Genomic DNA, 24822 nt, shown 5'->3' with positions numbered 1-24822 from the left:
AATACCCAAAGGCCTTCGAGCTCACCCTCGAAGGTCCTTTTTTTGCGTTAATTACAAAACATTTTTTTTCGGTATAATGCGAGATTTTTGTGTAATTAAATGATTGCTTATTGTCGTTGTGAGAATAAAGCGTCGGCCAAGGATGGGGAGGGTGCAGGGAGGGGCCCGTGCGGCCTTCGCAACTCCGAGCTGGGGCCCCGCCCGCATGACGTACTTTTTGAATAGTAATGGAATTTTAAAAGGTTTTAACTTAAAAAACATGTTTTTGTAAAAATTCCATTATGGACATTTTGTCAATGATAAATTTTGGACTTTTTGGGGCAATTTTTAAAAACAAAGATATGTTTATAATGGTTGTATGGGACTCTTAACCTATGAGGATGTGGAATATGAAATCAAAATGTTTGAAAGGTTTATTGGCTGCTGCACTTTTGGGTGGCGCAGTAAGTTCTTACGCAGGTCCAGGCCTTGCCGATGGCGCAGCCAAGTTCATTGGTAACATTACCCAGAGTAATAGTGTCGGCTCAGACTTTACTGCGCTCTGGAACCAGGCTACGGCCGAAAACGGCTGTAAGTGGGGTTCCGTCGAAGGTACTCGTGGCCGTTACAACTGGGGTGCCTGCGATGCTGCCTATAACTGGGCAAAGCAGAACGGGGGTCACTTCAAGTTCCACGCTTTGGTGTGGGGCTCCCAGTATCCGAACTGGCTCAATGGCCTTAGCACAGACGAAACGAAGAAGGCGATTACCGCCTGGTTCGATGCGGTCAAGGAACATTACCCCGATCTCGAAATGATCGACGTGGTGAACGAAGCTATCCGCACGGGCAACAACAGCTATCATTCTCCTTATGGCAAGAACAACAACATCATTCCGGCACTCGGTGGCGATAATGGTGGCAATTACCAGTTCGTAACGACCGCCTTCAAGATGGCGCGCGAACGTTGGCCGAAGGCTATCCTCATTTATAACGACTATAACACGGTTCAGTGGAACAAGGATCAGGGCATTCAGCTTATCCAGACCATCAAGAAAAACGGTGCTCCGGTTGACGCATACGGCTTGCAGGCCCACGACATGATGAGCCAGGGCGGTGGCGCTGGTGGTACTGGTGGTGGTGGCTCCTGCTTGAGCATCAATACGCTCAAGAGTGTTCTCAAGGAAATCTGGGACAAGACCCAGACCCCGATGTTCATCAGCGAATACGACATTGCAACTACCGACGACAATATCCAGAAGCAGTGCTACTCCGAACAGATTTCTCACTTCATGGAAAACGAACACATTGCCGGCATTACCATCTGGGGCTACATTTATGGTCGCACTTGGCTCGACTGTAACGGCACTGCGAGTGGCTGCTCCGGCATTGTCAAGAATGGCCAGGACCGCGCCGCTTTGAAGTGGATGAGGGAGTACCTCAAGAGCAACAAGGGCGTGAACACGACTGGCCTCAATACTGGTGTTCTCACTCCGGTTGACCCTGTTCCGCAGGAACCGTTCAAGGGCGAAGCTCTCGCTGTTCCGGGCAAGATTGAAGTCGAAGATTTCGATAAGCCGGGCCAGGGCAAGAACGAAGACGGTACGAGCAACGAATCCTATGGCGACGATTCCGAAAACCATGGCGACTCCGACTACCGCAAGGATACCGGTGCAGACCTTTACAAGAAGGCTACTGGCGTTGCTCTCGGCTACAACACTACGGGTGACTGGTACGAATACACCATCAACATTGCCGAAGCTGGCGACTACACCGCAATCGCTTCTGTTGCTACCGAAGGCACGGGCGCATTCACGCTCTCCCTCGATGGCAAGTCTCTCGCTGAATTCGAAGTCACTGGCACAAGCTACGACGACTTCTCCGACGTGAAGAAGAAGGTGACGCTCCCGGCCGGTAAGCACGTGCTCCGCCTCGATGTGACCCAGCAGTACTTCGACATCGACTACATCAACTTTGTGAAGGGCGAAGTTGCCGATAATCCGGGTGGTGGCAATGAACCGCCGATTTCCATCAACCAGAAGATTCAGTATCAGGCTCCGAGAATTGGCAGCTACGACGTCTTCGACGCAAATGGTGTCCGTCTTGGCCGTATGAACGCATACTCCATGAACGAAGCCATGCAGATTCTCAAGAGCTCTAACGAAGTCAAGAACAACGGCATCTACATGCTCCGCTCCGTCCAGAATGGCGCTGTGAAGTCTGTTCGTATCTCTCGCTAAAAGGAATCCTAATCCATAACTCCCCTAAACCAAACGGGGAGCCTTAAATACCCAAAGGCCTTCGAGGTAACACTCGAAGGTTCTTTTTTTGTACTTTGTCACCCCGGCCTCCGTTCCGGGTGGGGGCGGCATACACACTTGCGATTGCTTTGTCCCCCCGGCCTGTCACCCCGGCCTCCGTGCCGGGGTCACCATCTCGTTTTTCAATCTTCCTATTACTTTGTCATGCCCGGCTTGACCGGGCATCTCCATCTAGACATTTTGGCAATGATAAATTTTCTCCTATTTGGATAAACTGAGAATAAGTTTATAGTGGTGTTAGAGTACTAACCTAAGAGGATGGTTGGAAATGAAATCAAATTTCATTAAGGGTATATTGTATGCTGCACTTATGGGTGGAGCAGTTAATTCGTTTGCAGGCCCCGGCATGGCCGATGGCGGTGCAAAGTTTCTAGGAAATATTACAACTCGCGGCCAGGTTCAGTCCGATTTCGGGACTTACTGGAACCAGATTACCGCCGAAAACGAATGCAAGTGGGCGTCCATCGAAGGCACTCGCGGTCGTTACAATTGGTCGGGCTGCGATGCTTGCTATAACTGGGCAAAAAAGAATGGTGGCAAGTTCAAGTTCCACGCTCTTGTGTGGGGCTCCCAGTACCCGAACTGGCTCAATGGCCTTAGCACGGACGAAACCAAGAAGGCGATTACCGCATGGTTCGATGCCGTTGCCGCTCATTACCCCGATCTCGAAATGATTGACGTGGTGAATGAAGCTATCAAGTCGGGTGGCAGCTACCATTCCGGTTATGGCAGAAACAATAATATTATTCCTGCTCTCGGCGGCGATAACGGCAACTACGAATTCGTGGCGACTGCCTTTAAGATGGCGCGCGAACGTTGGCCGAAGGCTATCCTTATCTATAATGACTATAACACGTTCAGGTGGCAGATTAACGAAGGTATCGACCTCGTGAACAAGCTCGTGAAGCAGGGTGCTCCGGTCGATGCTTATGGTCAGCAGGCCCATGACTTGACCGACATGAACGCCAACGATTTCAAGAGCGCCTTGAACAAGATCCAGAACAGCGTCAAAAACGCGAAGGGCGAACCGATGCCGCTCTTCATTACCGAATACGATATCGGTACGGATAATGACAACCAGCAGAAACAGCGCTACTCCGAACAGATTCCCGCATTCTGGGAATCTCCGCAGGTCGCAGGCATTACCCTCTGGGGATACATTTACGGTGCCACTTGGACCACGAACGGTAACTCCGGTCTTATCAAGAATGGTAGCGACCGTCCGGCAATGACCTGGCTCAAGCAGTATTTCAAGGAACACCTCAAGGACGGTAAGGACAATACGGGCCTTTTTGCTCCGTATGTCCCGCCTGAGCCGGTGCCGCGCAAGCCGTTCAAGGGCTCTGCTTTGGCAATCCCGGGCAAGATTGAAGTTGAAGACTTTGATATTACCGGCGTCGGTGAAACGGATGGTGTAAGCAATGTTACTTACAGCGATGGCGACCCGGAAAACCACGGCGACTCCGACTACCGCAAGACCGATGCGGCGGATGTCGATATCTACAAGAAGGCAACTGGAAACATTGTCGGCTATAATACGACTGGTGATTGGCTGGAATACTCTGTCGACATCGCGGACGCGGGCGACTACACGGCTACGGCATCTGTTGCCGCAAATGGATCAGGCTCTTTTAAGCTCTCCATTGATGGAAAGTCTGTCGGCGAATTCGATGTGACTGGCACAAGCTACGATGATTTCATTGACGTGAAGAAAAAGGTGACGCTCCCGGCCGGTAAGCATACTCTCCGTTTGGATGTGACGGCACAATACTTCGATATCGACTATATCAACTTCACAAAGGGTACTAGTGATGAACCGCCTATCGCTATCCAGACTCAGATCCGCTACGAATACCCGGAAGTCAGCGACTACTACGTCTTTGACGTGAATGGTGTTCGTATCGGTCGTATGAGTGCTTATACCATGGACGAAGCCGTGACGACGCTCAAGAACTCGAGTGCCATCAAGGTCCAGGGCATCTATATGCTCCGTTCTGTCAAGAATGGTGAAGTAAAGTCGGTCCGTGTCGCCCGCTAACTAGAATTCCTAATCCATAACTCCCCAATAGGGAGCCTATTACACCCAAAGGCCTTCGAGGTTCCCCCCTCGAAGGTTCTTTTTTTGCAGTGTCACCCCGAAATACGTCATTCTCGACCTGTCACCCCGGCCTATCACTCCGGCTTGTCATCCTGAGCGAAGCGAAGGATCCAGTTATTTCTTGAATTCTCGTTATTCTGGAATTGCCATATGTGTCATGCCCGACTTGATCTCTTTGACTACTTGCAGCTATGCTGCTTAGTAGTCATGATCCGCGTATGGGGAGGACTTCTCCCTCTCGTTTTGTGAGCAAACGCAAAAAATCCGAAAAATCGGGATTTTCTAGGGCTCATATTACCTTAATCCATAAAATTGATGTATTTTAATTAATTGCAGAAAGGGAGCAATTATGAGTGATAGTGAAAATCAGGTTGCATACGCTGAACTGTTCTCGGAAATATTTTACGAACAGTTCATTTCCGCATATTATGTCAATTTGCTGGATTTTTCGTATGTCGTTTACTATTGCAAAAAAGGCCTTGAAAAAAAGTATGGCAATGGCGAAAATGCCGTATCCGCTCTCCAGAAGTTTATTTCCGAAGATGTCCATCCCGATGACCGCGATGTGCTGAAGGATATGCTATCTGTAGCTTATGTCCGTGGCCGCCTTAAAAAAGAAAGCAGTTTCTCGTTTGTAGTGCGTGAAATTGTGACCGGCAAGGAACGCTATTGCAAGCTCCAGGTTACCCGTGGCCGCGATGAAGACCACATGGCCATCTGCTTCTTGAATGTCGATGACGAAATCCGTAAACGCATGAAGGTCGAGGAAGGCTACCGCGTCATCCAGGCCCTTGCCATGGAATTCAATGCGCTTTATCGCATCGATTTGGATTCGGAAAAAATGCATTCCTATGTCAAGTCGCAGACGGCACGCATTTTTGAAAAAGAGCTTCGCGGCGAGATGCTCTATTCCGAGGCTTTAGAGAAATACGCAAGAGAAATTGTAAGTAGCGAAGATGCCAAGCGAGTCTTGACATTGGCGTCTATTGAGAGCATTCGTGAAAGATTTTCGAGGCAGAGCCACTTCGAGGTGGACTACAAAAATAAGGATGGACGCTATTTCCAGATGAAATTCGTCCGGGTTTCCGATGAAAAATCGCCTGTGGTAGTGCTTGGCATTGCAGACCGCGACGAAGAAAAACGTTCGGACGTGATGAACCGCGAATTTTCCGAAATTGCAAATGCGTTGAGCATTGAATACGAAATTATTTACTATGTGAACTTGAATGACAATTCGTACGACGTGTTCAACCAGGAAAGTAGCTATATCAAGCTCAAGCTCCTGATGAGCCGCCAAAACTTTTTTGAAGAATGTACGAGAGACATCAAGAAGATTATCTACCCGCAAGATGTTGAACGGTTGACTTCGGTCATGAATAAGGATTTTTTGCTCTCTCAGCTTGAGGGCGACAAAACCTTTTCAACCGAATACAGGCTTATGGTCAATGGCGAGCCTCAATACTACCGCCTCAAGGCGCTTTGGTCCAAAGCTGCTGATGACCACATTATTATCGCTGTTGCCAATATCCACAAGGAAGTCCTTGCCCGTAAAGAGCGCGAACGCAACATGGAACGCAACTTCGACATTATCAATGTGCTTGCGACGGAATTCACCTCAGTCTACTATGTCGATCTTGATACGGATACGTTTACGCCTTACACGGTGAGCGACTATGCTGAAGTCAATTACGGAAAGCTGTATCAACACGATAAATGTTATTCTAAAGTGTTCAAGGCGTATGTCAACGGATTTGTCCATGAACTCGATAAGAAAAGAATTGGTGATTTTGCTTCTATTGAACATATCAAGAAATTGCTTGAAGGCCAAAAATCGTTTATAGCGCACTACAGAAAATACGATACTGGAGGAACCCGTTTTAGCGAGATAAAGTTTGTGAAAGTCGGTTCGCAAAATGAAACGCCGCGTGCTGTTGTAGTTTGCTTTGCCGACAAGGATGCCGAAATTCTAAACCGCTATGTTGATAGCAAGCTTTATGAAGATTATTTTGGCGTTTATTTTGTGAATCTCGAAGACGATACTGTCCGCAGTATCCGTGAATCGGCGGTTTACGAGAAAGGTAAAACTTATGGCGGCTTTATCAAGTACAGTAGCGCTATTCTTGAGTTCAGCAAGGAGGTCTTGCCGGAGTTCCGCGAAACTTGGGAAAACATGGCGAACGTTGATTTTATGCGTTCATACTTGGCAGATGTCGATAAGCGCGAGTACAGCTACCGTGCGCTCAAGGGTGAATGGCGTCGCGTGACGACGTTTGTCCTGGAACGTAGAAATGGCGTGCCGGTGACCTTTATTATGGCGTTCATGTTCATTGACAATATAACCGCTCAAAAGATGGAACTGGACGCAAAGATTGCGGAACAAAAGCAGGAACTTGAGAAACAGCAGAAACTTCTGGAACAGGCTCTTGTGCAGGCTGAAAAGGCGAACAATGCAAAGACGATGTTCCTTTCGAACATGTCGCATGACATCCGCACGCCGATGAATGCCATTATCGGTTTTACAAACCTTGCGCTGAATAATTTGGATGACCCTGTGCTGGTCAAGAATTATTTGAACAAGACTGTTGTTTCGAGTACGCATTTGCTCTCGCTCATCAATGATATTCTCGATATGAGCCGCATTGAGTCGGGCAAGATTCGCCTTGAAGAGGTAAACTGCAACTTGTCCGAAATCATGCATGACCTGAATACGATTGTCTTAGGTCAGGCGAGTGAAAAACAGCAAAACCTTTACATGGATACGTTCAATATCGAGAACGAACTTGTTATTTGTGACAAGCTGCGCTTGCATCAGATGCTGATCAACCTACTTTCAAATGCGGTCAAGTTTACGCCGGTGGGCGGTAATATCCACGTGTTTGTCCGTCAGACCGCTAGTGATGAAAAAACGGGAACGTACGAGTTCCATGTCAAGGATGATGGCATCGGCATGAGCCCGGAATTCATGAAAGTCCTGTACCAACCGTTTGAACGCGAACGCACTTCGACGATTTCCAAGACGCAAGGGACTGGGCTTGGCATGTCCATTACCAAGAAAATTGTCGATATGATGGGAGGCTCTATAGATGTTGTGAGCGCCCCTAATCAGGGAACGGAATTCATCATTCATCTGAAACTGAAAATCCAGGATACTTCTGCGGATTTGACGAACCTCGATGCGTTGCAGAATGCCCGCGCTCTCGTTGTCGCTAGCGATTATAATGCATGCTCCAGTGCGACAAACCTTTTGCGTCGATTGGGAATGCGTGCAGAATGGACAATGTATGGCCGTGAAGCGGTGCTGCGTGCAAAAGAAGCTGTTGACCGTCACGAATGCTATTCAGTCATTGTTCTTGACGACTTGTTGCTCGATATGGAAAGTATTGACGCCGTGGAACAATTGCGCATGATTCCAGGGAATGATAATCCGATTATCGTTATGGCGTCCTATGACTGTGCAAATATTGAAAAAAGTGCGCGCGAAGCGGGTGTGACTGCGTTTATAAGTAAACCGCTATTCCTCACGGAAATGCATGATGTTTTGGCCCGTGCCACAGGTGTTCTGAAAGACGATGTGAAAGTGGAGTGCGTTAAATCTGAGAATTTTGTCGGTAAGAAAATCCTTCTTGTCGAAGACAATGAGCTCAATCGTGAAATTGCACAAAGCGTCCTTGAAGAATTGGGCTTTGTTGTTAATTGTGCCGAAGACGGCTGTGTCGCTTTAGGAATGCTCAAAATGGCAAAGCAGGGCGCCTATGACTTGATTTTGATGGATGTGCAGATGCCTGTGATGGATGGCCTCGAAGCCACTCGCCAGATTAGGTCTTTGCGCGACGATTACTTCAAGAATGTCCCAATTATAGCGATGACCGCGAATGCGTTTGAAGAAGACCGCAAGGCTGCTATGGATGCTGGCATGAACGAGCATATCGCAAAGCCCATTGACGTTGAAAAACTAAAGAAAGTCCTTCGTAAATTCTTAGGATAAATTCTCGCGCATTGTCATGCCCGTGCTTTTTACAATGTCATTCCCCTAACGGGGCTTGACTTGTTCGCCTCGGATATAGAAACATGCAAGCATATTTCTGCATCGCTCGGCTCCGTTGTCATTCCGGCCTCTGTGCCGGGATCGCCATTATTTAAAGAATTCCACGCACCCGTACACCGAAATGAGCTCTGGGTGCTCCGGGTCGCGCCTATTCCAGCACTGTTGGACCCTAATCTTGCACGGGCGCTTTTCGCCCTTGACGAGCATCTCGCTGTTGAACGTGAACGAATCGTTGTTCAATTGCGGGTCGTGCAGCAGTTTTACAAATTCATCCCAGTTCTCGCGCCCAAAGATATTCCAGAATTCGCTGTTGTTTTCAGGCTCGGTCATAGTCTTGGGAAAACTCAAGGACTTGGCATTTTTGGCTTCAAGCTTGAGTAGGGGCGGTTCATACGTGTATTCGAACGTAACTCCTCTTTGCAGTGATGCAAAGAACTTGCTTTTTTTACGCTCGTTGACATATTGCTGGAAAATGTGGCTTTCTGTGTCTTCGGTACTTTCGAAAATGGAACGTGCGATTTTAGCAAAGTCCGCATCGCTCAACTTGCTCGTGCGTTGGTCGTTCAGTTCCTTAGGCAGCGTGTCGGCGACATCGCCGAGGCATTCCAGGAGGAGCGGGTTGAAGACGCCGCATTCGTTATTGCGAATCATCTCAAGAGCCTTCTCGTGGCTGAACGCCTTCTTGTAGCAACGTTCGCTAGTAAGTGCGTCGTACACATCGGCGATTGAAACAACTTGGGCGCTGATGGGGATTTCGTTCCCTTTGAGGCCGTCTGGGTAACCGCGTCCATCCCAACGTTCGTGATGCCAACGACAAATGTTATAAGCAAATTTCATCAGAGGCTCGTTCTTGAAGAACTGGATGGCGTCAAGCATCTTGGCGCCGTTCATGGAGTGTTGCTTCATGATTTCGAATTCTTCTTTCGTGAGCTTGCCGGGCTTGTTCAAAATTTCGTCAGGAATTGTAATCTTCCCGATGTCGTGCATCGAAGAAGCCGTTGCTATGGTGCCGATTTCTTCTTCGGTGATGTTGTATTCGTTGGTTCGCTTGAGGAGCGCGCGTAAAAGAATATCGGTAATCTTTTTGATGTGCAAGACGTGCTGGCCGCTTTCGCCGTTACGGAATTCAACGATGTGGCTCAGAATGGAAATCAGCATGTCGCTGTTTCGAGTTCTCTCGTAAATCTTGTCAGTTACGAGTTCCGAAAGCTGCATCTGCTTCACGTATAGATTGATTGTGTTGCGGACTCGCGTTTGCACGACCATCTGGTCGAACGGGCGGTAAATAAAGTCGGTCACGCCGAGCGAAAATGCTCTTTCTACTTGTGGCGTAGATGTCTCTGCCGAAATCATGACGACTGGGGTTCCTTTGATCCATCCTTTATCGTTCATGACTTCGAGAACTTCGAGTCCATCGCGCCCGGGCATAATCATGTCCAACAGGACAAGCGTAATATCTTTGGCTTTTGTACCGAGAATCTCGATGGCTTCGTCACCGTCTTTTGCTTCGATGATATCATATTCGTCACAGAGCAGATCCGAAAGTACGACTCTGTTCATGGCGTCATCATCGACAATCAAAATTTTTGCACGTTCGTTGCTCATGGTCGAAGCACCAATTTTATTTTCTCTTTCTTAAGTGGTTGTACCTCTCTAATTTAAGAAAAATGTAACGAAAAAGGGCGTTTTATCTCTTGAAAAATCAAAATACCCCTTCCATTTGCGCAAAATCACCATGTTTTTCTAAATTTTTCTCGAAATGCCGAAACCAGCAAATTACTTCCCCGCAATAGACGGTCTCCGTCTCCTCGCAAGCCTGAATATTGTCATGCTCCATTTGGGCAGTTCTAACGCCCTTATGTACATGTCCGATTGCAAGTGGGTGATGCCCATTATCTCGGCGCCTGCCTTTGCTGCGGGCATCTTCTACGTGTTGGCCGGTTTCCTCTTTGCAAGCAAGTATAGCGACCCGGACCGCAGCATTCCGGTGATCCCGTTCATGTTCAGTCGCATCGCAAAACTTTACCGCTTGCACTTCTTCATGACGCTTCTCATGTTTGTGCTGATTGTATTCAAGATGAGTGGCTACACGCATTTGCCTGCGTTTTCCGAAATTGGTGATTGTGCTTCGGCGGGATTAGCTAAGATGTTCCACCCGTGGCGGAGCTTGCTCATGCACCTCACGCTCACGTGGTCGATCGCCCCGGATCTTGGCATGAAGTTGAATGAACCGTCCTGGTCCTTGACGAGCTTTTTCCTCTGCTATGCGATTACGCCGTGGTTCAGCCGTTGGCTTATCAAGCAGAACCGTCGTACGCTCTGGATTCTCTTTGGCGGTGTGTTTGTTCCGGGAATTCTTTGGGCGGTTGTATATGGCAATTCGGGCAATTTATGGTTTGATGGTTTCGATGCCAAGTACCGCTTTTTCCACATGTTTGCGCCTGTACGCGTTTTTGAATATTTGTTTGGCATGGTGCTTTACCGCCTTTACAACGAGGGCGTTTTTGAGGTCTTCAAAAAGGATTATGTAAGTGGCGTTGCTCAGGCGCTTTTGCTCCTCGCACTTTACGGAAGCCTCTTCCTCATGCGTCCGGATATTAACCCTGGGTATAATTACTTTATCCACCACAGCCTTCCGATTTTCATTTACGGCATGTTTGTGGTGAGCCTTCTTTCGGGTAAAGGTTTCTTGGCAAGGTTTTTCTGCATCCCGCTTGTGCGTCGTGTTGGCCGTGCGTCTTTCTACCCGTACTTGATCCATCTGCCCATCATCACGTTTGCATGGGGCATTTGCAACCTGAACCGTCCGAAGAATACCATCCTTTTGCTCCTCTTTGTCTATACGGTCAGCACGTTTTACATGGAATTTAAAATCTGGCGCCGTAAAAAAGCAAAAGCGAAGGCCTAAATCCGAGACTTTATTCGTCTTTTCTCAAACAAGTCCTAAAAATATGTGTATTTTATACACTAGGGCGACTGGAGACGCCCGTTGGAAGGGAATTCTTGTTGGAGGATCAACAAATCATGGACTGTCTTGAATCGTCAGACTTGACTCATGCGATTCTGTCTAGTGCAGGCGTTGGCTTATGGGTCATCGAAGTAGATGAAGGCCGCCCTCCACGAATGTATGCCGATAAAGCTCTTCTCCAGATTCTTGGATTCCCTGAAGAAACTCTCCCTGAAGACCTCTACAATTTATGGTGCAATAACGTAGACCTCTCATATTACGAGGCTTATGCTGAATTTGTGGACCAGATGACTCGCGGTGAAATGTCCGAACTGGAGTACGCCTGGAATCACCAGACTCGTGGAGTGATATTCCTGCAAAATCATGGCAAGCGAAATGACAAGTACACGCGCGGCATGCGTCTTGAAGGCTGTTGCACCGACGTGACGGAACAGGTCGAATTCAAGATGCACGTGCGCGAACTCGACCAGTATTCCGATATTGCAAACACGCTTGGCGATGGTTTCGATAATATTTATTACGTCGATATCAACGACAACTCGTTCATTGAATTTAACGCCCAAGGTGTCGTGAAGACTCTCGATGCCAAGAACTGCAATGACTTTTTTGTGGGTTTTGAACAGGCTCTTGAAAAGGTTGTGTACAGGGAAGACTGGGATGCAGTCAAGAATTTTGTAGACAAGGAAAAGCTGTTGCACGGCTTGGAAAAAGACCGAGCGGTGTCTGTCTCTTTCCGTTTTTCGTTTGACGGGCGTCTAGTATATTACCGTTTAAAAGCGGCGAAGACTCCTGATTCAGAAAATCACATCGTCGTGACGCTTGAAAACGTCGATGAAGAGGAATCCGCCAAGGCCGAACGCAAGGCGATTGCAAACCGCGACATGGCTGTGATTTCAGGCTTGTCCGATGACTTCGGCTGCGTGGTGTACGTGGATTACGAGACGCTTTCCGAGGTGCATTACCGCTTTGACCCCATGTTTGATGAGATGGTTCCGGGGTGGTCCAAAATCGACAACTTCGGTAAACGTCTGGAAGTGCTTGTTAATACCGTTGTTCACCCGAGCGATCGCGAATCGTTCTGCGCCGCGACTGAACCTGCAAAAGTACTTGACATGGTCGAACATGAACACATGTACTTCGTCAACTTCAGATTGCAGGTCAATGGTGAAGATGTTTATTACCAGATTAAATTTGTCAAGGACGAAAATTTCAAGAACCATGTAATTGCCGGTTTCCATAGCGTCGATGCCGAAACAAAACGCGAAATGGCGAGCCTTGAAAAAGCCGAACTTGCAAACAAGGCGAAGAGCGCGTTCCTCTTCAACATGTCTCATGACATCCGCACGCCGCTTAACGCGATGATTGGCTTTACCGATATGGCGGTCAAGAATATTGATGACAAGGCCAAGGCGCTGGATTGCCTCAGCAAGTCGAAACTTTCGAGTGAACACCTTTTGTCCTTGATCAACGATGTGCTGGATATGTCGCGCATTGAAAGCGGCAAGGTGGAACTGGACTTGAATCCGGTCAACTTGAACGAGAATGGCGAAGACTATGTTCCGATGCTCCGTTCCCTTGCCGAAAAGAAAAACGTGCATTTCGAGTTCAGTCACCACGATATCACGAATGCCTATGTGTATGTAGACTTTCTGCGCATGAACCAGGTGATTATCAATGTGGTTTCGAATGCGGTGAAATATACGCCGTCGGGCGGCTCGGTCACTGTTGACGTATGCCAAATCCCATCGGATCGCGAAGGCTTTGGACTATACCAGTTTGTCATTCAGGATACGGGAATCGGCATGAGCGCCGAATACCAGCAGCACCTTTTTGACGAGTTCTCCCGCGAGCGGACTTCTACGGTGAGTAAGCAGCAGGGAACAGGCCTTGGGCTTGCCATTACCAAGCGCATTATCGATATGATGGAAGGCTCTATCGAAGTGGAAAGCAAGGTGGGTGAGGGATCCAAGTTTACTATCCGTATCCCGATGCGCATTCAGGAACATCCCGAAAATGTTGAACAGGTGCGTTTTGCTCATTCGGAAGAAGAGCCTGTTTCATTCGAAGGGTTCAAGATTTTAGTTGTCGAGGACAACGAACTGAATCTCGAAATATCCAAGGATATTTTGGAAAGTGCAGGTGTCGTCGTAGAATCTGCCGAAGACGGCTCTATCGCTGTAGAACGTTTAAAAGAAAAAGGCCCGGACTATTACGATTGCATTTTGATGGACATCCAGATGCCGGTGATGGATGGCTTTGAAGCGACACGCACCATCCGCAAGATGTTCCCGGACAAGCGCATTCCGATTATTGCGCTTTCTGCAAATGCATTTGATGAAGACCGTCGTAAGTCCCTTGAAGCGGGCATGGATGGACATTTGGCAAAGCCCATCGTCATTGCCCAACTCGAAGACTCGTTAAAAAAATATCTCAAGAAATAATGTCTCCGTCATCCTGACGCTGAAAACGTCTCCGTCATCCTGACGCTGAAAGCGGAAGGATCCAGTGAATCTAAGTAATTATTCCAATTGCTTTATCCCATTGACTGCAACATTGTAGTCCGCTTCGACTTTTTCCAAGAGTGCTTGCGAGTTTGCGGTGAATGCTTCCGGACGCAGGTCTTCGGTGAGTTCGCTGCTCGATGCGGAGAGCTTGTTCAGCCCTAGATTGGCGGCAACGCCCTTAAGCGTGTGTGCTGCACGGAATGCAGTCTTTGCATCATTGTTTGCAAAGGCTGCTTTGAGTTCGTTAAAGCTCGGGTCGTTCAAAAAAAGTCCCAAATATTTTGCAACTCGAGATTCCATGCGGAGTCTTTCAAGAACTTCGTTCAACGATTCACCGAGAGAGCTGTAAAATTCAGAGAGTGTCATAAGTTCATCCTAACCTTAATGTAAAATGTCGATGTGTCCATAAGCGGATTCGAGTACGGGATTTTCTTTTGTCGATTGGTTCCAGATCTGAAGCAACCTGACTGTGCAGGGGGTACTCTTGCCGTCTATGTTGAAAGTTTGTTTGATAAGGACCGGCTTGTCCTTGGGGGCGGTTTTGCGGTGCAGAATTTTCCTGATTTTCAACAGGTTTTCGTCTGCTGTTGCGTCATGTGCAAGGCTGCCTATGTTGCCATCTTCGTCAACGATTGTCTTTGGAAGCCCGAGCAATTGTGATGCTTTTGGCGAAAGCTTAATGACCGAAGGCGAGTAAGTGTATTCAAAAAGAATGCCGTTTATCATGGACTCGTAGAAGTGGCTTTTCTTGCGCTCGTCAATGAACTGCCTAAACGCTTGGTTGTAAATCGGGTACTTGTGGTCGTTCATCATCGCATCGGCGATGTAGAAAAAGTCCTTGTCTGCCTGCTTGCTCCAGTCGAATGTCTGGAGCGAGACAACAAGCTTGTCAGCGATGGCATCAAGGCATTCAATCAAAACCGGATTGAACACGCCGCATTCGTTGTTGTGGATCATCTCGAGCGCTTTTTCGTGAGAGAATGCATGCTTGTAGCAACGTTCGCTCGTGAGCGCGTCGTAAACGTCTGCGATAGAAACAATCTGTGCCGCTATGGGGATTTCGTCGCCCTTGAGTCCATCCGGATAACCCCTGCCGTCCCAGCGTTCATGATGCCAACGGCAAATCTCGTAGGCGTATTTCATCAGGGGCTCGTCGTTACCGACCGGCACTGCATTCAGCATCTGGGCGCAATTGATTGTGTGCCCTTTCATGATGTTGAATTCTTCTGGCGTGAGCTTGCCTGGCTTGTTCAGGATTTCATCGGGGATTGTGATTTTCCCGATGTCGTGCATGGACGATGCCGTACAGATAATGCCTATGTCGTTTCTGTTGATCTGGTATTTTTTTGTGCGGTGCAGGAGCTCTCGCAAAAGCATTTCTGTGATGGTGTTGATGTGCAGCACGTGCATTCCGCTTTCTCCATTGCGGAATTCCACGATGTGGCTCAGCATGGTCACCATCATGCTGTTGTTGCGCGTCTTTTCGTAAATCTGGTTTAAAACGAGGTCGGAGAGACTTTTTTGCTTTTTGTACAGGCGGATGGTGTTGTTCACGCGATTCTTGAGAACCATCTCGTCAAAAGGTCGTGCAATAAAGTCCGTGACTCCGAGCATGTAGGCGCCTTCGATCAGGGCGTGTGCGTTTTCTGCTGAAATCATGATGACCGGTATTTCATTGATCCAACCGTTTTTGTTCATGATAGCGAGCACTTCCAGGCCGTCTTTTTCGGGCATGACCATGTCGAGTAGCACGAGCGAAATTTCAGAGGTCTTTTCCCTGAGTAAAAGCAAAGCTTCGTTGCCGTTTTCCGCTTCGATAATATTGTATTTGTCGCTGAGTATGTCCGATAACAGGGCTCTATTTAAAGCCACATCGTCAACAATCAGTATAAGAGGTCGCTTTTCAACCATACCACACATTCCTTTAGGTCCCAAATACAATACATTTTAAATGTATATAATTTTAAAAACGGAACGTAAGAAAATTATAACTTCTTTGGGATTGTTGCTCATAATCACTGTTTTTGGGGTTTTATTAGACCAAATTGTAGTATTCAAAATTAATCAGTATTGCAATATATATAAAAATTGTATATATATTGTAATATAAATATAATAAGCTTAGGCAGGCTAATGTTTATGCGTGCGAAAAAACTGATTTTTTTGTTTGCCCTGCTGCTGGTTAGTTATGCATGCGCCTCTCCACGTTCTGTAAAAGTGGGGTTTTTCGCTAATTCTGGCTATCACGAAATCTTGTCGAATGGCCAAAAAAGTGGTTACGGTTATGAATTGCTTTCCGAAATATCCCGGTTTGCAGACTTGAATTACGAGTTTGTCGGCTACGACAAAAACTGGGATGATATGTTGGAGATGCTCCGGAAAGGTGAAATTGATCTAGTCTCGTCGGCGCAGAAAAAAATTAAGGATGGAACTCCTTTTGACTATTCGTTGCCGGTGGGACCGGACTCCAATTATATCGTCGTCCGCAAGTCCGATAAGGCGCTGCTTGATGAAATCAATTATGGCATTCGCCAAATGGATATGGTGGAACCGAACTGGAAAAACAGGCTTTACCTCAAATATTATGGCTCTGAAAATTTGGCGTATTCAGTTTTTAACGAGCGTGAACGTGTTTTCTTGAAGGATTTTCTTCGCCAAAATAGAACGCTCAAGGTTACCGTACAAAATGCCAAGGCTCCGTATGCTTACGTAGAAAACGGGGTAGCCAAGGGAATCCTTTTAGATATTTTTGCTGAAATTGCGCGTCCGCATGACCTGAAATATGAATTTGTGGTACCGGCGGCAAACGATACGGACAATGTGACGAAAATAAAAAAATGGCATATTGTCCTTGATGGTCATTATGGCATGGCCGGTGGCGATGACGGGTGGGTGTTTACTCCGTTGTACTTGCGGGACCTAGTGCTCGACGGTTACGATAGTTTGCTTTACGGGATGCGTATCGCTGTGCCGCGTGATGCTCCACGTGAAGTTGCGTCTATCCTGACAAAGGGCGTTTTGATGCTTTCGCCAAAGAGCATGCGTGAATATGTAGTCAAGTATGCGGGGTTCCGTATGCCGAACTATTCCGGAGAGCTTTTGCGAATTCACTCTCGTGCTGCTGCCGTGTTTGGTGCCGTTTTGGGAATTCTTGGGCTAGCCCTGATTGCCTCTCTCGTCTGGATTGCGGTCAGGCGCAAACTGAAAAATCGTCAAGAAGTGCTGGATTCCAGGTTGCGCGATGCCGAAGCCTTTGCTGCAGAAGCTAAAGAGGCGAAGTCGAAGTTCTTGCTCAACATGAGCCATGATATTCGTACGCCGATGAACGCCATTATCGGCTATTCGGAACGTGCTGAACGCCATCTCGAAAACAAGACGGATGTCTTGGATGCTTTGAAAAAGATCCGTATTTCGGGCGGATATTTGCTCCAGCTGATTGAAGAAGTTCTGGATATGGCAAAAATTGAGTCTGGACGGGTTTTGCTGAAAGAACGCATGATGAACATCACCTCTTGCATGACTGAATTTTGCGAGGGCTGCATGCCCATGATGAATCATAAGAATATTTCATTTATTTGGGATTTCTCGGTCATCAAGAATAAATTTGTAATAGCGAATGTCAGTAGCTTGCGCCAGATTCTATATAACATTATTTCGAATGCCCAAAAGTTTACGCCTTATGGCGGACGCGTTGTTTTTACGATTGAGGAATTGCCTTGCCGAGTCGATGGCTATGCTGTATATGATTTTGAAATAAGCGATAATGGCCTTGGCATGTCCAAGGAGTTTTTGGACCACATCTATGATGAATTCTCTCGCGAGCAGTCTTCGACGCAGAGCGGTGTGCAAGGGACTGGCCTTGGCATGTCCATTGTCAAGCACCTTGTCGATATGATGGGCGCTGAAATTTCCATCCAGAGCGAGGTTGGGCTTGGCACTACTGTACGTGTGCGGACCCAGTTCAAGATTGCGACCGAAAGCGATGTTTCCATTGACGGCTGCGAACACAATTCTGTTGAAGTTGGGGATTTCCTGAAAGGTAAGCGCGTCTTGCTTGTTGAAGATAATGAATTTAATAGGGAAGTCGCCCTGGATTTCTTGCAGGATGCGCAGATGACGGTCGAAATTGCCGAAAATGGTTTGGAAGCTGTGGCAAAAGTCAAGGAACACGCCCCTGATTATTATGACTGTATCCTGATGGATATTCAAATGCCTGTCATGGATGGCTATGAGGCGACTCGGGCAATTCGCCAGGCTTTCCCGCAGGCGAAAATTCCGATTATTGCGGTGTCGGCAAATGCGTTTGAAGAAGATCGGCAAAAGTCGTTGGCCGCGGGAATGGATGACCATTTGGCAAAGCCGATTGTTGTTGCGAGAGTCTTTGATTCAATGTATTCTTTAATGCAAAGAAAAATTAACGAAAAATAGTAGTTTAGGAACATTTTAAGAACACTTTTGATGTGATTTACCGCATTATGTCAATCCTTTTACAAAAGAAGGGTTGATTTTTTATATGCTATCAAACTATCTTTTAACTTGGATGGGTGAAATCTTTTTTTAAAAGGAATTCATATGAAGAATTTGGCAAAAGTTATGTTTGGCGTTGCTGCAGCTGCTGCAGTGACGGCTTCTGCTGCAGGACAGTTCCCGTTCCCGCAGAACATGAAGTACCCGCACGGTCATATCATTGAATATGCCGATACGGACATGATCAAGGAACATTATAAGCTGTGGAAACAGGCTTGGTACCAGGCTAGCAATGGTTGGGTGCTCGCTCCAGAAGGAACTTGCTCTACTGTTTCCGAAGCTATTGCATACGGTATGTTGATTTCCGTCTACATGGACGATCAGGAAGTTTTCAAAAATCTTTATAAGACTTGGACGGGCAACAGCGCTGGTGCCAATGGCGGTATGAACTGGCGTATCGGTTGCCAAGGCGGTACTGGTACTGCATCTGACGCTGACTTCGACGCTGCTCTTGCTCTCGTGATGGCTTCCAAGCAGTGGAATGACGCTTCTTACCTCACTGCAGGTAAGTCCCTCATTTCTTGGATTGCTTCCAACGATATCGCAAGCAACAAGATTAAGCCGGGTAACCAGTGGAATGACGGTTTCAACCCGAGCTATGCAACGACTGCTAACTTCCAGCTCTTCCAGGATGTTGCTGGCGGTTCTTGGTCTAGCGTTATCTCCCAGGCTTACACTGACTTGAACGGTTGCCAGGATTCTAAGACTGGTCTCGTTCCGGACTGGTGCGACTGGAATTCTCACAAGCCGATTTTGACGTCTGCTGCCGTTTCTAACGATATCGGTTTCTACGATGACGCTGCCCGTACTCCGTGGCGTATGGCTATGGCTTATTACTGGTACGGTGATACCAAGGCTCAGGCTTTCAACAAGAAAGTTGTGGAATGGCTCCTCCCGACAACTCGTACTGCTAGTGGCGTGAATTCTGGTTATAAGTACGACGGTGGTCAGTACTATGCTGATGAAAGCGATATTCGCAACTTTGTTTCTTCTACGTTCTCTGGTGGTCTCGGCCTTGCTACTTCTTCTATCGAAAGTGCTGAAGCAAAGACCTACCTCGGTACCGTTTACAAGGTTCTCAAGGAAAAGAAGAGCTGCTCTACCGCTCAGGGTTGCGGTGAAGGCTCTGTCGCCGGTGAAAAGTACTATCCGGCAACTTTGAACATGATTTACCTCCTCCTCGTGACGGGTAACATGCCTAACCTCTACAATACCACTGGTTTCACTCCGTTCACTCCGGATCCGAGCAAGGCTCCGTCCATCAAGGAAGGCGCCGGTGAACACTTGGCATTCGGTGATACGACTGTTGGCGTTTCTGGCCTCTGGAACTGGGGTGCATACCACGACAAGCTCGGTATCGGCACCAAGATGGTCCCGGATTCTGGCGATTCTCCGCTTTACAGATTGGATGACGGCACTGTCATTGCTCGTGCTTCTATGGAAATTGGTCCGGAACCGGAATGGACTGCTGAAGCAGCTGCCGCTGGCACGCTCAAGTACCCGTCTGCTGGTATCGCAGTTTCCTTCAAGAAGGATGATTGCAAGAAGGACAAGAGCTGCGGTGTGGACTTCTCTGCTCTCGGTATCAAGTACATCCGCGTGACGGCTAAGTCTACTGGCCCGATCCGCATGGCTATCCTCAATACCATCACGGATGAAAACGAAGAAAAGAAGGTCGAAAATGCTGGTGCTGGTTCTGAACCGGGTGTCTATGTTGACAACACCGAAGACTACAAGGAAGTGCTCTACGATATGACCCCGAGCGACTACGGCTTCAAGGGTGCTGGTGCTGGCCTCGAAATCGACATTCTCGACTGGGTTAGCAGAAACAATGCTCCGGAAGGTGTTGAAATCATCAAGAAGATCAAGGGTCTCAAGTGGGAAGTCAAGGATGCTAAGGGTGGCATTGGTGAAATCTCCATCAAGGCTATCGAATTCCTCGATGCAAGCAAGACTGCTATTGACCCGGTCAAGCTCACTGGCGTGGAAATCAAGCCGGTCAGCCTCTACAAGGTCTCCATGATGCCGACCTTCAGCGTCCGTGCAAACGGCATGCAGGTCGAAATCAACGGTGCTAAGGCTGGTAGCGTGTTCGCTGTCTACAACATGCAGGGCAAGGCAATTGCCGGTGGCATGCTCATGAGCAGCAATATGACGGTTCGCGTCCCGACCACGGGTTCTTACATCGTTCGCGTTGGTTCCGAAATGAACCGCGTCAACGTCAAGTAATTCAACTTTGAATTCCTAAAAAGCGAAAAGCCGAGGCGAATGCCTCGGCTTTTTGCTTTGTCATCCCGGCCTGTCATCCTGGAGCCTGCCCTGAGCGCAGTCGAAGGGTGCCGGGGGCGTCTTACACAATTCTTTTCACATTGTCATTCCGGCCTGTCATCCTGAGGGCTTAAGCCCGAAGGATCCAGTTATTTCTTGTATTTTCGTTAGGTCAAGAAGGCTATCGATGAACTTTTTTGATTAAAGGTGTTTGACCGGCCGCTTCGGCGCGGATGATATATGTGCCTTTTGGAAATTTTGCAGGCACTTCAAAGCCACTGACGTTCCCAAGATTATTCCCGTTCAGGTCAAAAAGCGTGTACTTTGTGTAGTTTGGGGCCGTTGCAAGTGCGCGTGTCGCTGAACCCGGAATTGACGTTACCGAATCGGGATTCTCGCCAGGTTTTGGCTTTCGAACTTTGAGGCTCTTTTCCGTGAATTCGATAACATAGCTGCCGTCGCTTTCGCGCTTGATAGCTTTACCGCCCTGTTCTACGATTGCATTTTCACTAACGCTTTTGGTGTCGATGTTCACGCGGAGCGGGATGCTTGCGGGCATGTGCTCATTTGGAATGGCCCATTCTACCGTGAATCCGTCATCTGTTGCGGTTTCTTTTGCAGCATCGACGATGAAGTGGGCTCGATAATAGGCGCCTACGGTGCCGAAGGGGGCTATCCAAAGATTGTTTTCGATGGCGTGCTTGAACTGCTTTTCGATATCCACAGGGTCGATGGCGTAATCGTCACCCTGATCGTTGGTGACGCCATGGTTCAAGACGACGAGCCAGGAACCGCCTTGCACTTGAACATCCCACGGATTCGCCCCTTCGAAGTTACCGATGAAGGCTGCCGTGTCAAGCGACGATAGCATTTCTTCTACCGTGGCGCCTGAACGCGTCCAGATTTTGGCCTTGAGGCTTAACCAGTCCGGTTCCACGTCCCATTCATTACGACCGTGCCAACCGCAGTCGCGGTTGATGAAGTGTCGCGAGTTGATGATGTCTTTAACTTTGGCGTTGTTTTCGCAGAACGGAGTGGCGAATGAAATCACGTGTATTTTGGCTCCGTTCTTTGCGAGTGTCTTTTCGATGTCTTCGGCGAACTGGACGATTTCTTTTTCCAATTCGCTGTTGTCGCTAATCGAAGTCAAATGTCCGTGCGATTCGGTGTGGTTGCCTATTTCATGGCCATTGTTTGCGAGTGCCGCAAAACCGTCGGCCTTTTGCCTATAGCCGCTCCCCATGCTAGTGAGGAAAAACGTGACATGCACATCGGGCTGCTTGTCTAGCACAGGCTTTAGATTTTCAATTTGGTTTTCGAGGGCGTCATCGAAAGTGAAGCTCACGGCACCGACATGGCCGTTCCAGGGAATGGTTTTGATGGGGTTTGCCATGGTAATGCCTGCGAGTCCGAATGCGAGTCCAGAAGTAAGTGCTAATGTTTTGTAATTCATAATCCTAGTCCAACAACAATTAAAATACCCAATAAAAATCAAAATAGTTATATAAGGAAAGGTCCCGGAAAATCCGAGACCTTCGATGGGTTGATTTATAGCAAATCTTGTGATTACATGGCTTCGAGCTTCTTGCCCTTGGTTTCGTTCACCAACTTGGCGACGAACACAAAGCTTATTGCTGCGAAAGTCGTGTAAATCAAATAGGTCGGGCCAATGCCGATGCCGTCCTTGCCGACGAGAACCGGGAAAGACCAGCTGACCAAGAAGTTTGCACCCCACTGGGCAAGGCCGCATATTGCGATAGCCACGGCACGAATGCGGTTGTTGAACATTTCGCCGAGCATCACCCACATCACCGGACCCCATGTAGCGGCAAAGAATGCCACGTAGAAGTTTGCTGCGAGGAGGGCGAAAATACCGCTATTGCCAACGAGGTTGCCGCTTGCGTCGGAACCGAAGATGAAGCAGCACGCGAGAATGCCAAGCGTTAGCGTCATGCCTGCAGAACCGATGAGCAAGAGCGGCTTACGACCAATCTTATCGATGAGGAGAATAGCAGCGATAGTCATGGTCAAGTTAATAGCACTGGAAATCACGCTCGTAAGGAAGGCGTCGCTTTCACCGAAACCGACACTCTGCCAAAGCATGGAACCATAGTAGAAAATCACGTTAATACCCACGAGTTGCTGGAGGATGGCAAGACCGAGACCTGCCCAGACAATCGGAGCGATGCGCTTTTTACCAGCGACCGTTTCGAGAAGGTCTGAAAGCATAGCCGGCTTGTGAGTCTTGAAGGAGTCTTCAATTTCCTGAGCCTTTTCCTTGATGCCGACGGATGCAATCATCGAAAGCACTTTCTGAGCTTCTTCCATGCGGCCCTTGCTCACGAGGAAACGCGGGGATTCCGGGAGCTGCCAGGCGGCGACACCGTAGAGGAATGCCGGGATAGCTTCGACCCAGAACATCACCTTCCAGGATTCAATGCCCATAATCAAGTTGCTTGCGGAACCCGAAATGCGGACGATGATGTAGTTCGAAAGCAGCGCCACGAAGATACCGATAACGATGGCGAACTGCTGCATGGATCCTAGACGCCCACGCAAATGCGCCGGTGAAGTTTCGGCAATGTAAATCGGGGCGATGATGGATGCCACACCGATACCGACACCACCGATGACACGCCAGGCGATGAAATCGTAGATGGTGAACGGGAGACCGGAACCGATTGCACTGATAAAGAAAAGGACGGACGCTGCGAGCATGCAACGTACACGTCCAAATTTATCTGCCAGACGGCCGGCGAAATATGCACCGATGGCAGCGCCAATCAATGCGAGAGAAACCGCAAGACCAAGCTGCATGTCGTTACAATTGAAGTAACCTTTAAGTGCAACGTTGGCGCCGTTAATCACGGACGAGTCAAAACCGAATAGGAACCCTCCGATGGCGGCGGAAAGGGTTATCATGATGACATGTCCAACTTTGTAATTGTCTTCTACTGCCATTTTCGTACCTCTGTTTTTTGAATTTTTCAAATGGATTAGCCGCTAATATAGCTATCAAGAAATTGTAAATTCAAGGTTTACAATTAATCTCGATAGTCCAAAAAGGACTAACGGTTTTCTTACATAAGTCGAAAGTTGTAGCTTCACTGCTCCCGTCCTATTTGTAAATAGATATATATAATTTTCTTACATTGGAACAGAATTTTTTAAAAGCGGCCTTTTTTATATATTCCAACTTGGAATATGTGGCCGATGAATTTTTATTTTGTGGTTTGTAAAAAAAACGCCTTTTTGCGGAAGGAAAAATAAATGAATTTGTCTAGTATAAAAAGAATTTGTGCGGAATTTTTGTTTTTGTGTTTGTCGTCTTTGATGTTCTCGGGATGCGCTGCGACTTCGTCTGGAAACTTGCTGGGAGAAGCCGCTGTCCTCAAGTATTCAACGGACCAGAAAAAGTACCATTATGTGGAAGCGGGGGGAGTCTATGCTGGTGATGAAAGTAGGGAAGTTTCGTCGCCGCATCATTCGAAATCTATGATAGGGCTTGCTGTCAATGCGAAAGTTGAACTTTTGTCATTTGATTACTCGTTGGCTGGGCAAAAAGGGGGATTGTTCTTGTCTGTCCCGATTTCCATTCCGATGGATATTGGGGTGCGTCCGAGTGTTGTGCAATGGATTGGCCCTGCATATTTAGGGGCGGGAGTCTCTTTTGTTGGTGGCTATTATTCCAATGAACAAAAAGAAAATTATGAGCCTAAAGTGAATAATCCGAAGGGACGTTTTGACGGCTTTATTTTGTACAACATTGGCGGCGGTGCAATGTTTGATCTCGGTGAAGTGTTTTCTTTGGGAGCTTACGTCAATTACGAACGGGTCGCTTTCAATAGCGGCGGATCGAATGCTAAAAACGAGATATTTTCGGATTGGACGAGCGATAAGGGCAGGGAAAACTACCCGGGGTATGCGCATCGAACGAATGTGTTGACGTTTGGCATCAGCGCTTTTTGGGAAAAGAAACATCCCTGGGGTTTGTATTTGGAATATGCACCGGAAGAAATCCCGCTAAATGACAAGCGCGGTAAGCTTCAGGGTGGCTGGATTTTCTTGTATTGATTTGATAATAAAAGGGGAATTTGCTAAATTTGCTCTCGAAA

At 47.8% G+C, this 24822-nt stretch carries 13 protein-coding genes; 8 read left to right on the top strand and 5 right to left on the bottom strand.

Going from position 1 to position 24822, the window contains the following annotated elements; all coding sequences use genetic code 11:
* The first annotated feature begins 389 nt into the window (after nt 1–389).
* The 3 genes from B7991_RS08265 (at nt 390) to B7991_RS08255 (ending at nt 8380) form a co-directional block, all read left to right on the top strand.
* Nucleotides 390–2216, top strand: coding sequence for an endo-1,4-beta-xylanase (locus B7991_RS08265; RefSeq protein ID WP_088630396.1), 1827 nt, complete (start codon nt 390–392; stop codon nt 2214–2216).
* A gap of 349 nt (nt 2217–2565) precedes the next feature.
* The gene (locus B7991_RS08260; protein ID WP_088630497.1) at nt 2566–4335 is read left to right on the top strand and encodes an endo-1,4-beta-xylanase; all 1770 of its coding nucleotides are present in this window, start codon (nt 2566–2568) and stop codon (nt 4333–4335) included.
* A 409-nt stretch (nt 4336–4744) separates the two neighbouring features.
* Complete coding sequence (locus tag B7991_RS08255) at nt 4745–8380, top strand: response regulator (RefSeq protein ID WP_088630395.1); 3636 nt, start codon at nt 4745–4747, stop codon at nt 8378–8380.
* Between the two features lie 147 nt (nt 8381–8527).
* Here the strand turns inward: B7991_RS08255 and B7991_RS08250 are convergent, their stop codons facing one another.
* A complete protein-coding gene (locus tag B7991_RS08250) occupies nt 8528–10045 on the bottom strand; it encodes an HD-GYP domain-containing protein (protein WP_088630394.1) in 1518 nt (505 codons plus the stop codon).
* A 154-nt stretch (nt 10046–10199) separates the two neighbouring features.
* Here B7991_RS08250 and B7991_RS08245 point away from each other — a divergent pair, with 154 nt between their 5' ends.
* Together B7991_RS08245 and B7991_RS08240 are read left to right on the top strand one after the other, a co-directional pair.
* Complete coding sequence (locus B7991_RS08245; RefSeq protein ID WP_088630393.1) at nt 10200–11348, top strand: acyltransferase; 1149 nt, start codon at nt 10200–10202, stop codon at nt 11346–11348.
* A 116-nt stretch (nt 11349–11464) separates the two neighbouring features.
* Nucleotides 11465–13849, top strand: a complete 2385-nt coding sequence (locus tag B7991_RS08240) for a hybrid sensor histidine kinase/response regulator (protein WP_088630392.1) — start codon at nt 11465–11467, stop codon at nt 13847–13849.
* A gap of 78 nt (nt 13850–13927) precedes the next feature.
* Here B7991_RS08240 and B7991_RS08235 read toward each other — a convergent pair whose 3' ends face one another.
* Together B7991_RS08235 and B7991_RS08230 are read right to left on the bottom strand one after the other, a co-directional pair.
* Nucleotides 13928–14278 (bottom strand): Hpt domain-containing protein, encoded by a 351-nt coding sequence (locus B7991_RS08235; RefSeq protein ID WP_088630391.1) that lies wholly within the window; start codon nt 14276–14278, stop codon nt 13928–13930.
* A gap of 15 nt (nt 14279–14293) precedes the next feature.
* The gene (locus B7991_RS08230; RefSeq protein WP_088630390.1) at nt 14294–15823 is read right to left on the bottom strand and encodes an HD-GYP domain-containing protein; all 1530 of its coding nucleotides are present in this window, start codon (nt 15821–15823) and stop codon (nt 14294–14296) included.
* A gap of 306 nt (nt 15824–16129) precedes the next feature.
* On the opposite strand from B7991_RS08230, the gene B7991_RS08225 reads away from it, so the two are divergent.
* Nucleotides 16130–18340, top strand: a complete 2211-nt coding sequence (locus tag B7991_RS08225; protein WP_176421785.1) for a response regulator — start codon at nt 16130–16132, stop codon at nt 18338–18340.
* Nucleotides 18341–18484: 144 nt separating this feature from the next.
* Nucleotides 18485–20668 (top strand): glycosyl hydrolase family 8, encoded by a 2184-nt coding sequence (locus tag B7991_RS08220; RefSeq protein ID WP_088630388.1) that lies wholly within the window; start codon nt 18485–18487, stop codon nt 20666–20668.
* 220 nt (nt 20669–20888) lie between these two features.
* On the opposite strand, the gene B7991_RS08215 is transcribed toward B7991_RS08220, so the two are convergent.
* Nucleotides 20889–22160, bottom strand: a complete 1272-nt coding sequence (locus tag B7991_RS08215) for a polysaccharide deacetylase family protein (RefSeq protein ID WP_088630387.1) — start codon at nt 22158–22160, stop codon at nt 20889–20891.
* A 113-nt stretch (nt 22161–22273) separates the two neighbouring features.
* Nucleotides 22274–23668 (bottom strand): sugar porter family MFS transporter, encoded by a 1395-nt coding sequence (locus B7991_RS08210; protein WP_088630386.1) that lies wholly within the window; start codon nt 23666–23668, stop codon nt 22274–22276.
* Nucleotides 23669–24040: 372 nt separating this feature from the next.
* On the opposite strand from B7991_RS08210, the gene B7991_RS08205 reads away from it, so the two are divergent.
* The gene (locus B7991_RS08205) at nt 24041–24781 is read left to right on the top strand and encodes a hypothetical protein (protein WP_088630385.1); all 741 of its coding nucleotides are present in this window, start codon (nt 24041–24043) and stop codon (nt 24779–24781) included.
* The last annotated feature ends 41 nt before the right edge of the window (nt 24782–24822 follow it).

The sequence above is a fragment of the Fibrobacter sp. UWB3 genome (genome assembly GCF_002210405.1).
GTDB lineage: Bacteria > Fibrobacterota > Fibrobacteria > Fibrobacterales > Fibrobacteraceae > Fibrobacter.
The sequence above is the reverse complement of the archived record's forward strand: the minus strand, read 5'-3'. Positions and strand labels throughout refer to the sequence as shown.

What these genes read in the sequence shown, in the direction of transcription:
- B7991_RS08265 (WP_088630396.1), top strand. Translation starts at nt 390, where the DNA reads ATGAAATCAAAATGTTTGAAAGGTTTATTGGCTGCTGCACTTTTGGGT.
- B7991_RS08260 (WP_088630497.1), top strand. Translation starts at nt 2,566, where the DNA reads ATGAAATCAAATTTCATTAAGGGTATATTGTATGCTGCACTTATGGGT.
- B7991_RS08255 (WP_088630395.1), top strand. Translation starts at nt 4,745, where the DNA reads ATGAGTGATAGTGAAAATCAGGTTGCATACGCTGAACTGTTCTCGGAA.
- B7991_RS08250 (WP_088630394.1), bottom strand. Translation starts at nt 10,045, where the DNA reads ATGAGCAACGAACGTGCAAAAATTTTGATTGTCGATGATGACGCCATG.
- B7991_RS08245 (WP_088630393.1), top strand. Translation starts at nt 10,200, where the DNA reads ATGCCGAAACCAGCAAATTACTTCCCCGCAATAGACGGTCTCCGTCTC.
- B7991_RS08240 (WP_088630392.1), top strand. Translation starts at nt 11,465, where the DNA reads ATGGACTGTCTTGAATCGTCAGACTTGACTCATGCGATTCTGTCTAGT.
- B7991_RS08235 (WP_088630391.1), bottom strand. Translation starts at nt 14,278, where the DNA reads ATGACACTCTCTGAATTTTACAGCTCTCTCGGTGAATCGTTGAACGAA.
- B7991_RS08230 (WP_088630390.1), bottom strand. Translation starts at nt 15,823, where the DNA reads ATGGTTGAAAAGCGACCTCTTATACTGATTGTTGACGATGTGGCTTTA.
- B7991_RS08220 (WP_088630388.1), top strand. Translation starts at nt 18,485, where the DNA reads ATGAAGAATTTGGCAAAAGTTATGTTTGGCGTTGCTGCAGCTGCTGCA.
- B7991_RS08215 (WP_088630387.1), bottom strand. Translation starts at nt 22,160, where the DNA reads ATGAATTACAAAACATTAGCACTTACTTCTGGACTCGCATTCGGACTC.
- B7991_RS08210 (WP_088630386.1), bottom strand. Translation starts at nt 23,668, where the DNA reads ATGGCAGTAGAAGACAATTACAAAGTTGGACATGTCATCATGATAACC.
- B7991_RS08205 (WP_088630385.1), top strand. Translation starts at nt 24,041, where the DNA reads ATGTTCTCGGGATGCGCTGCGACTTCGTCTGGAAACTTGCTGGGAGAA.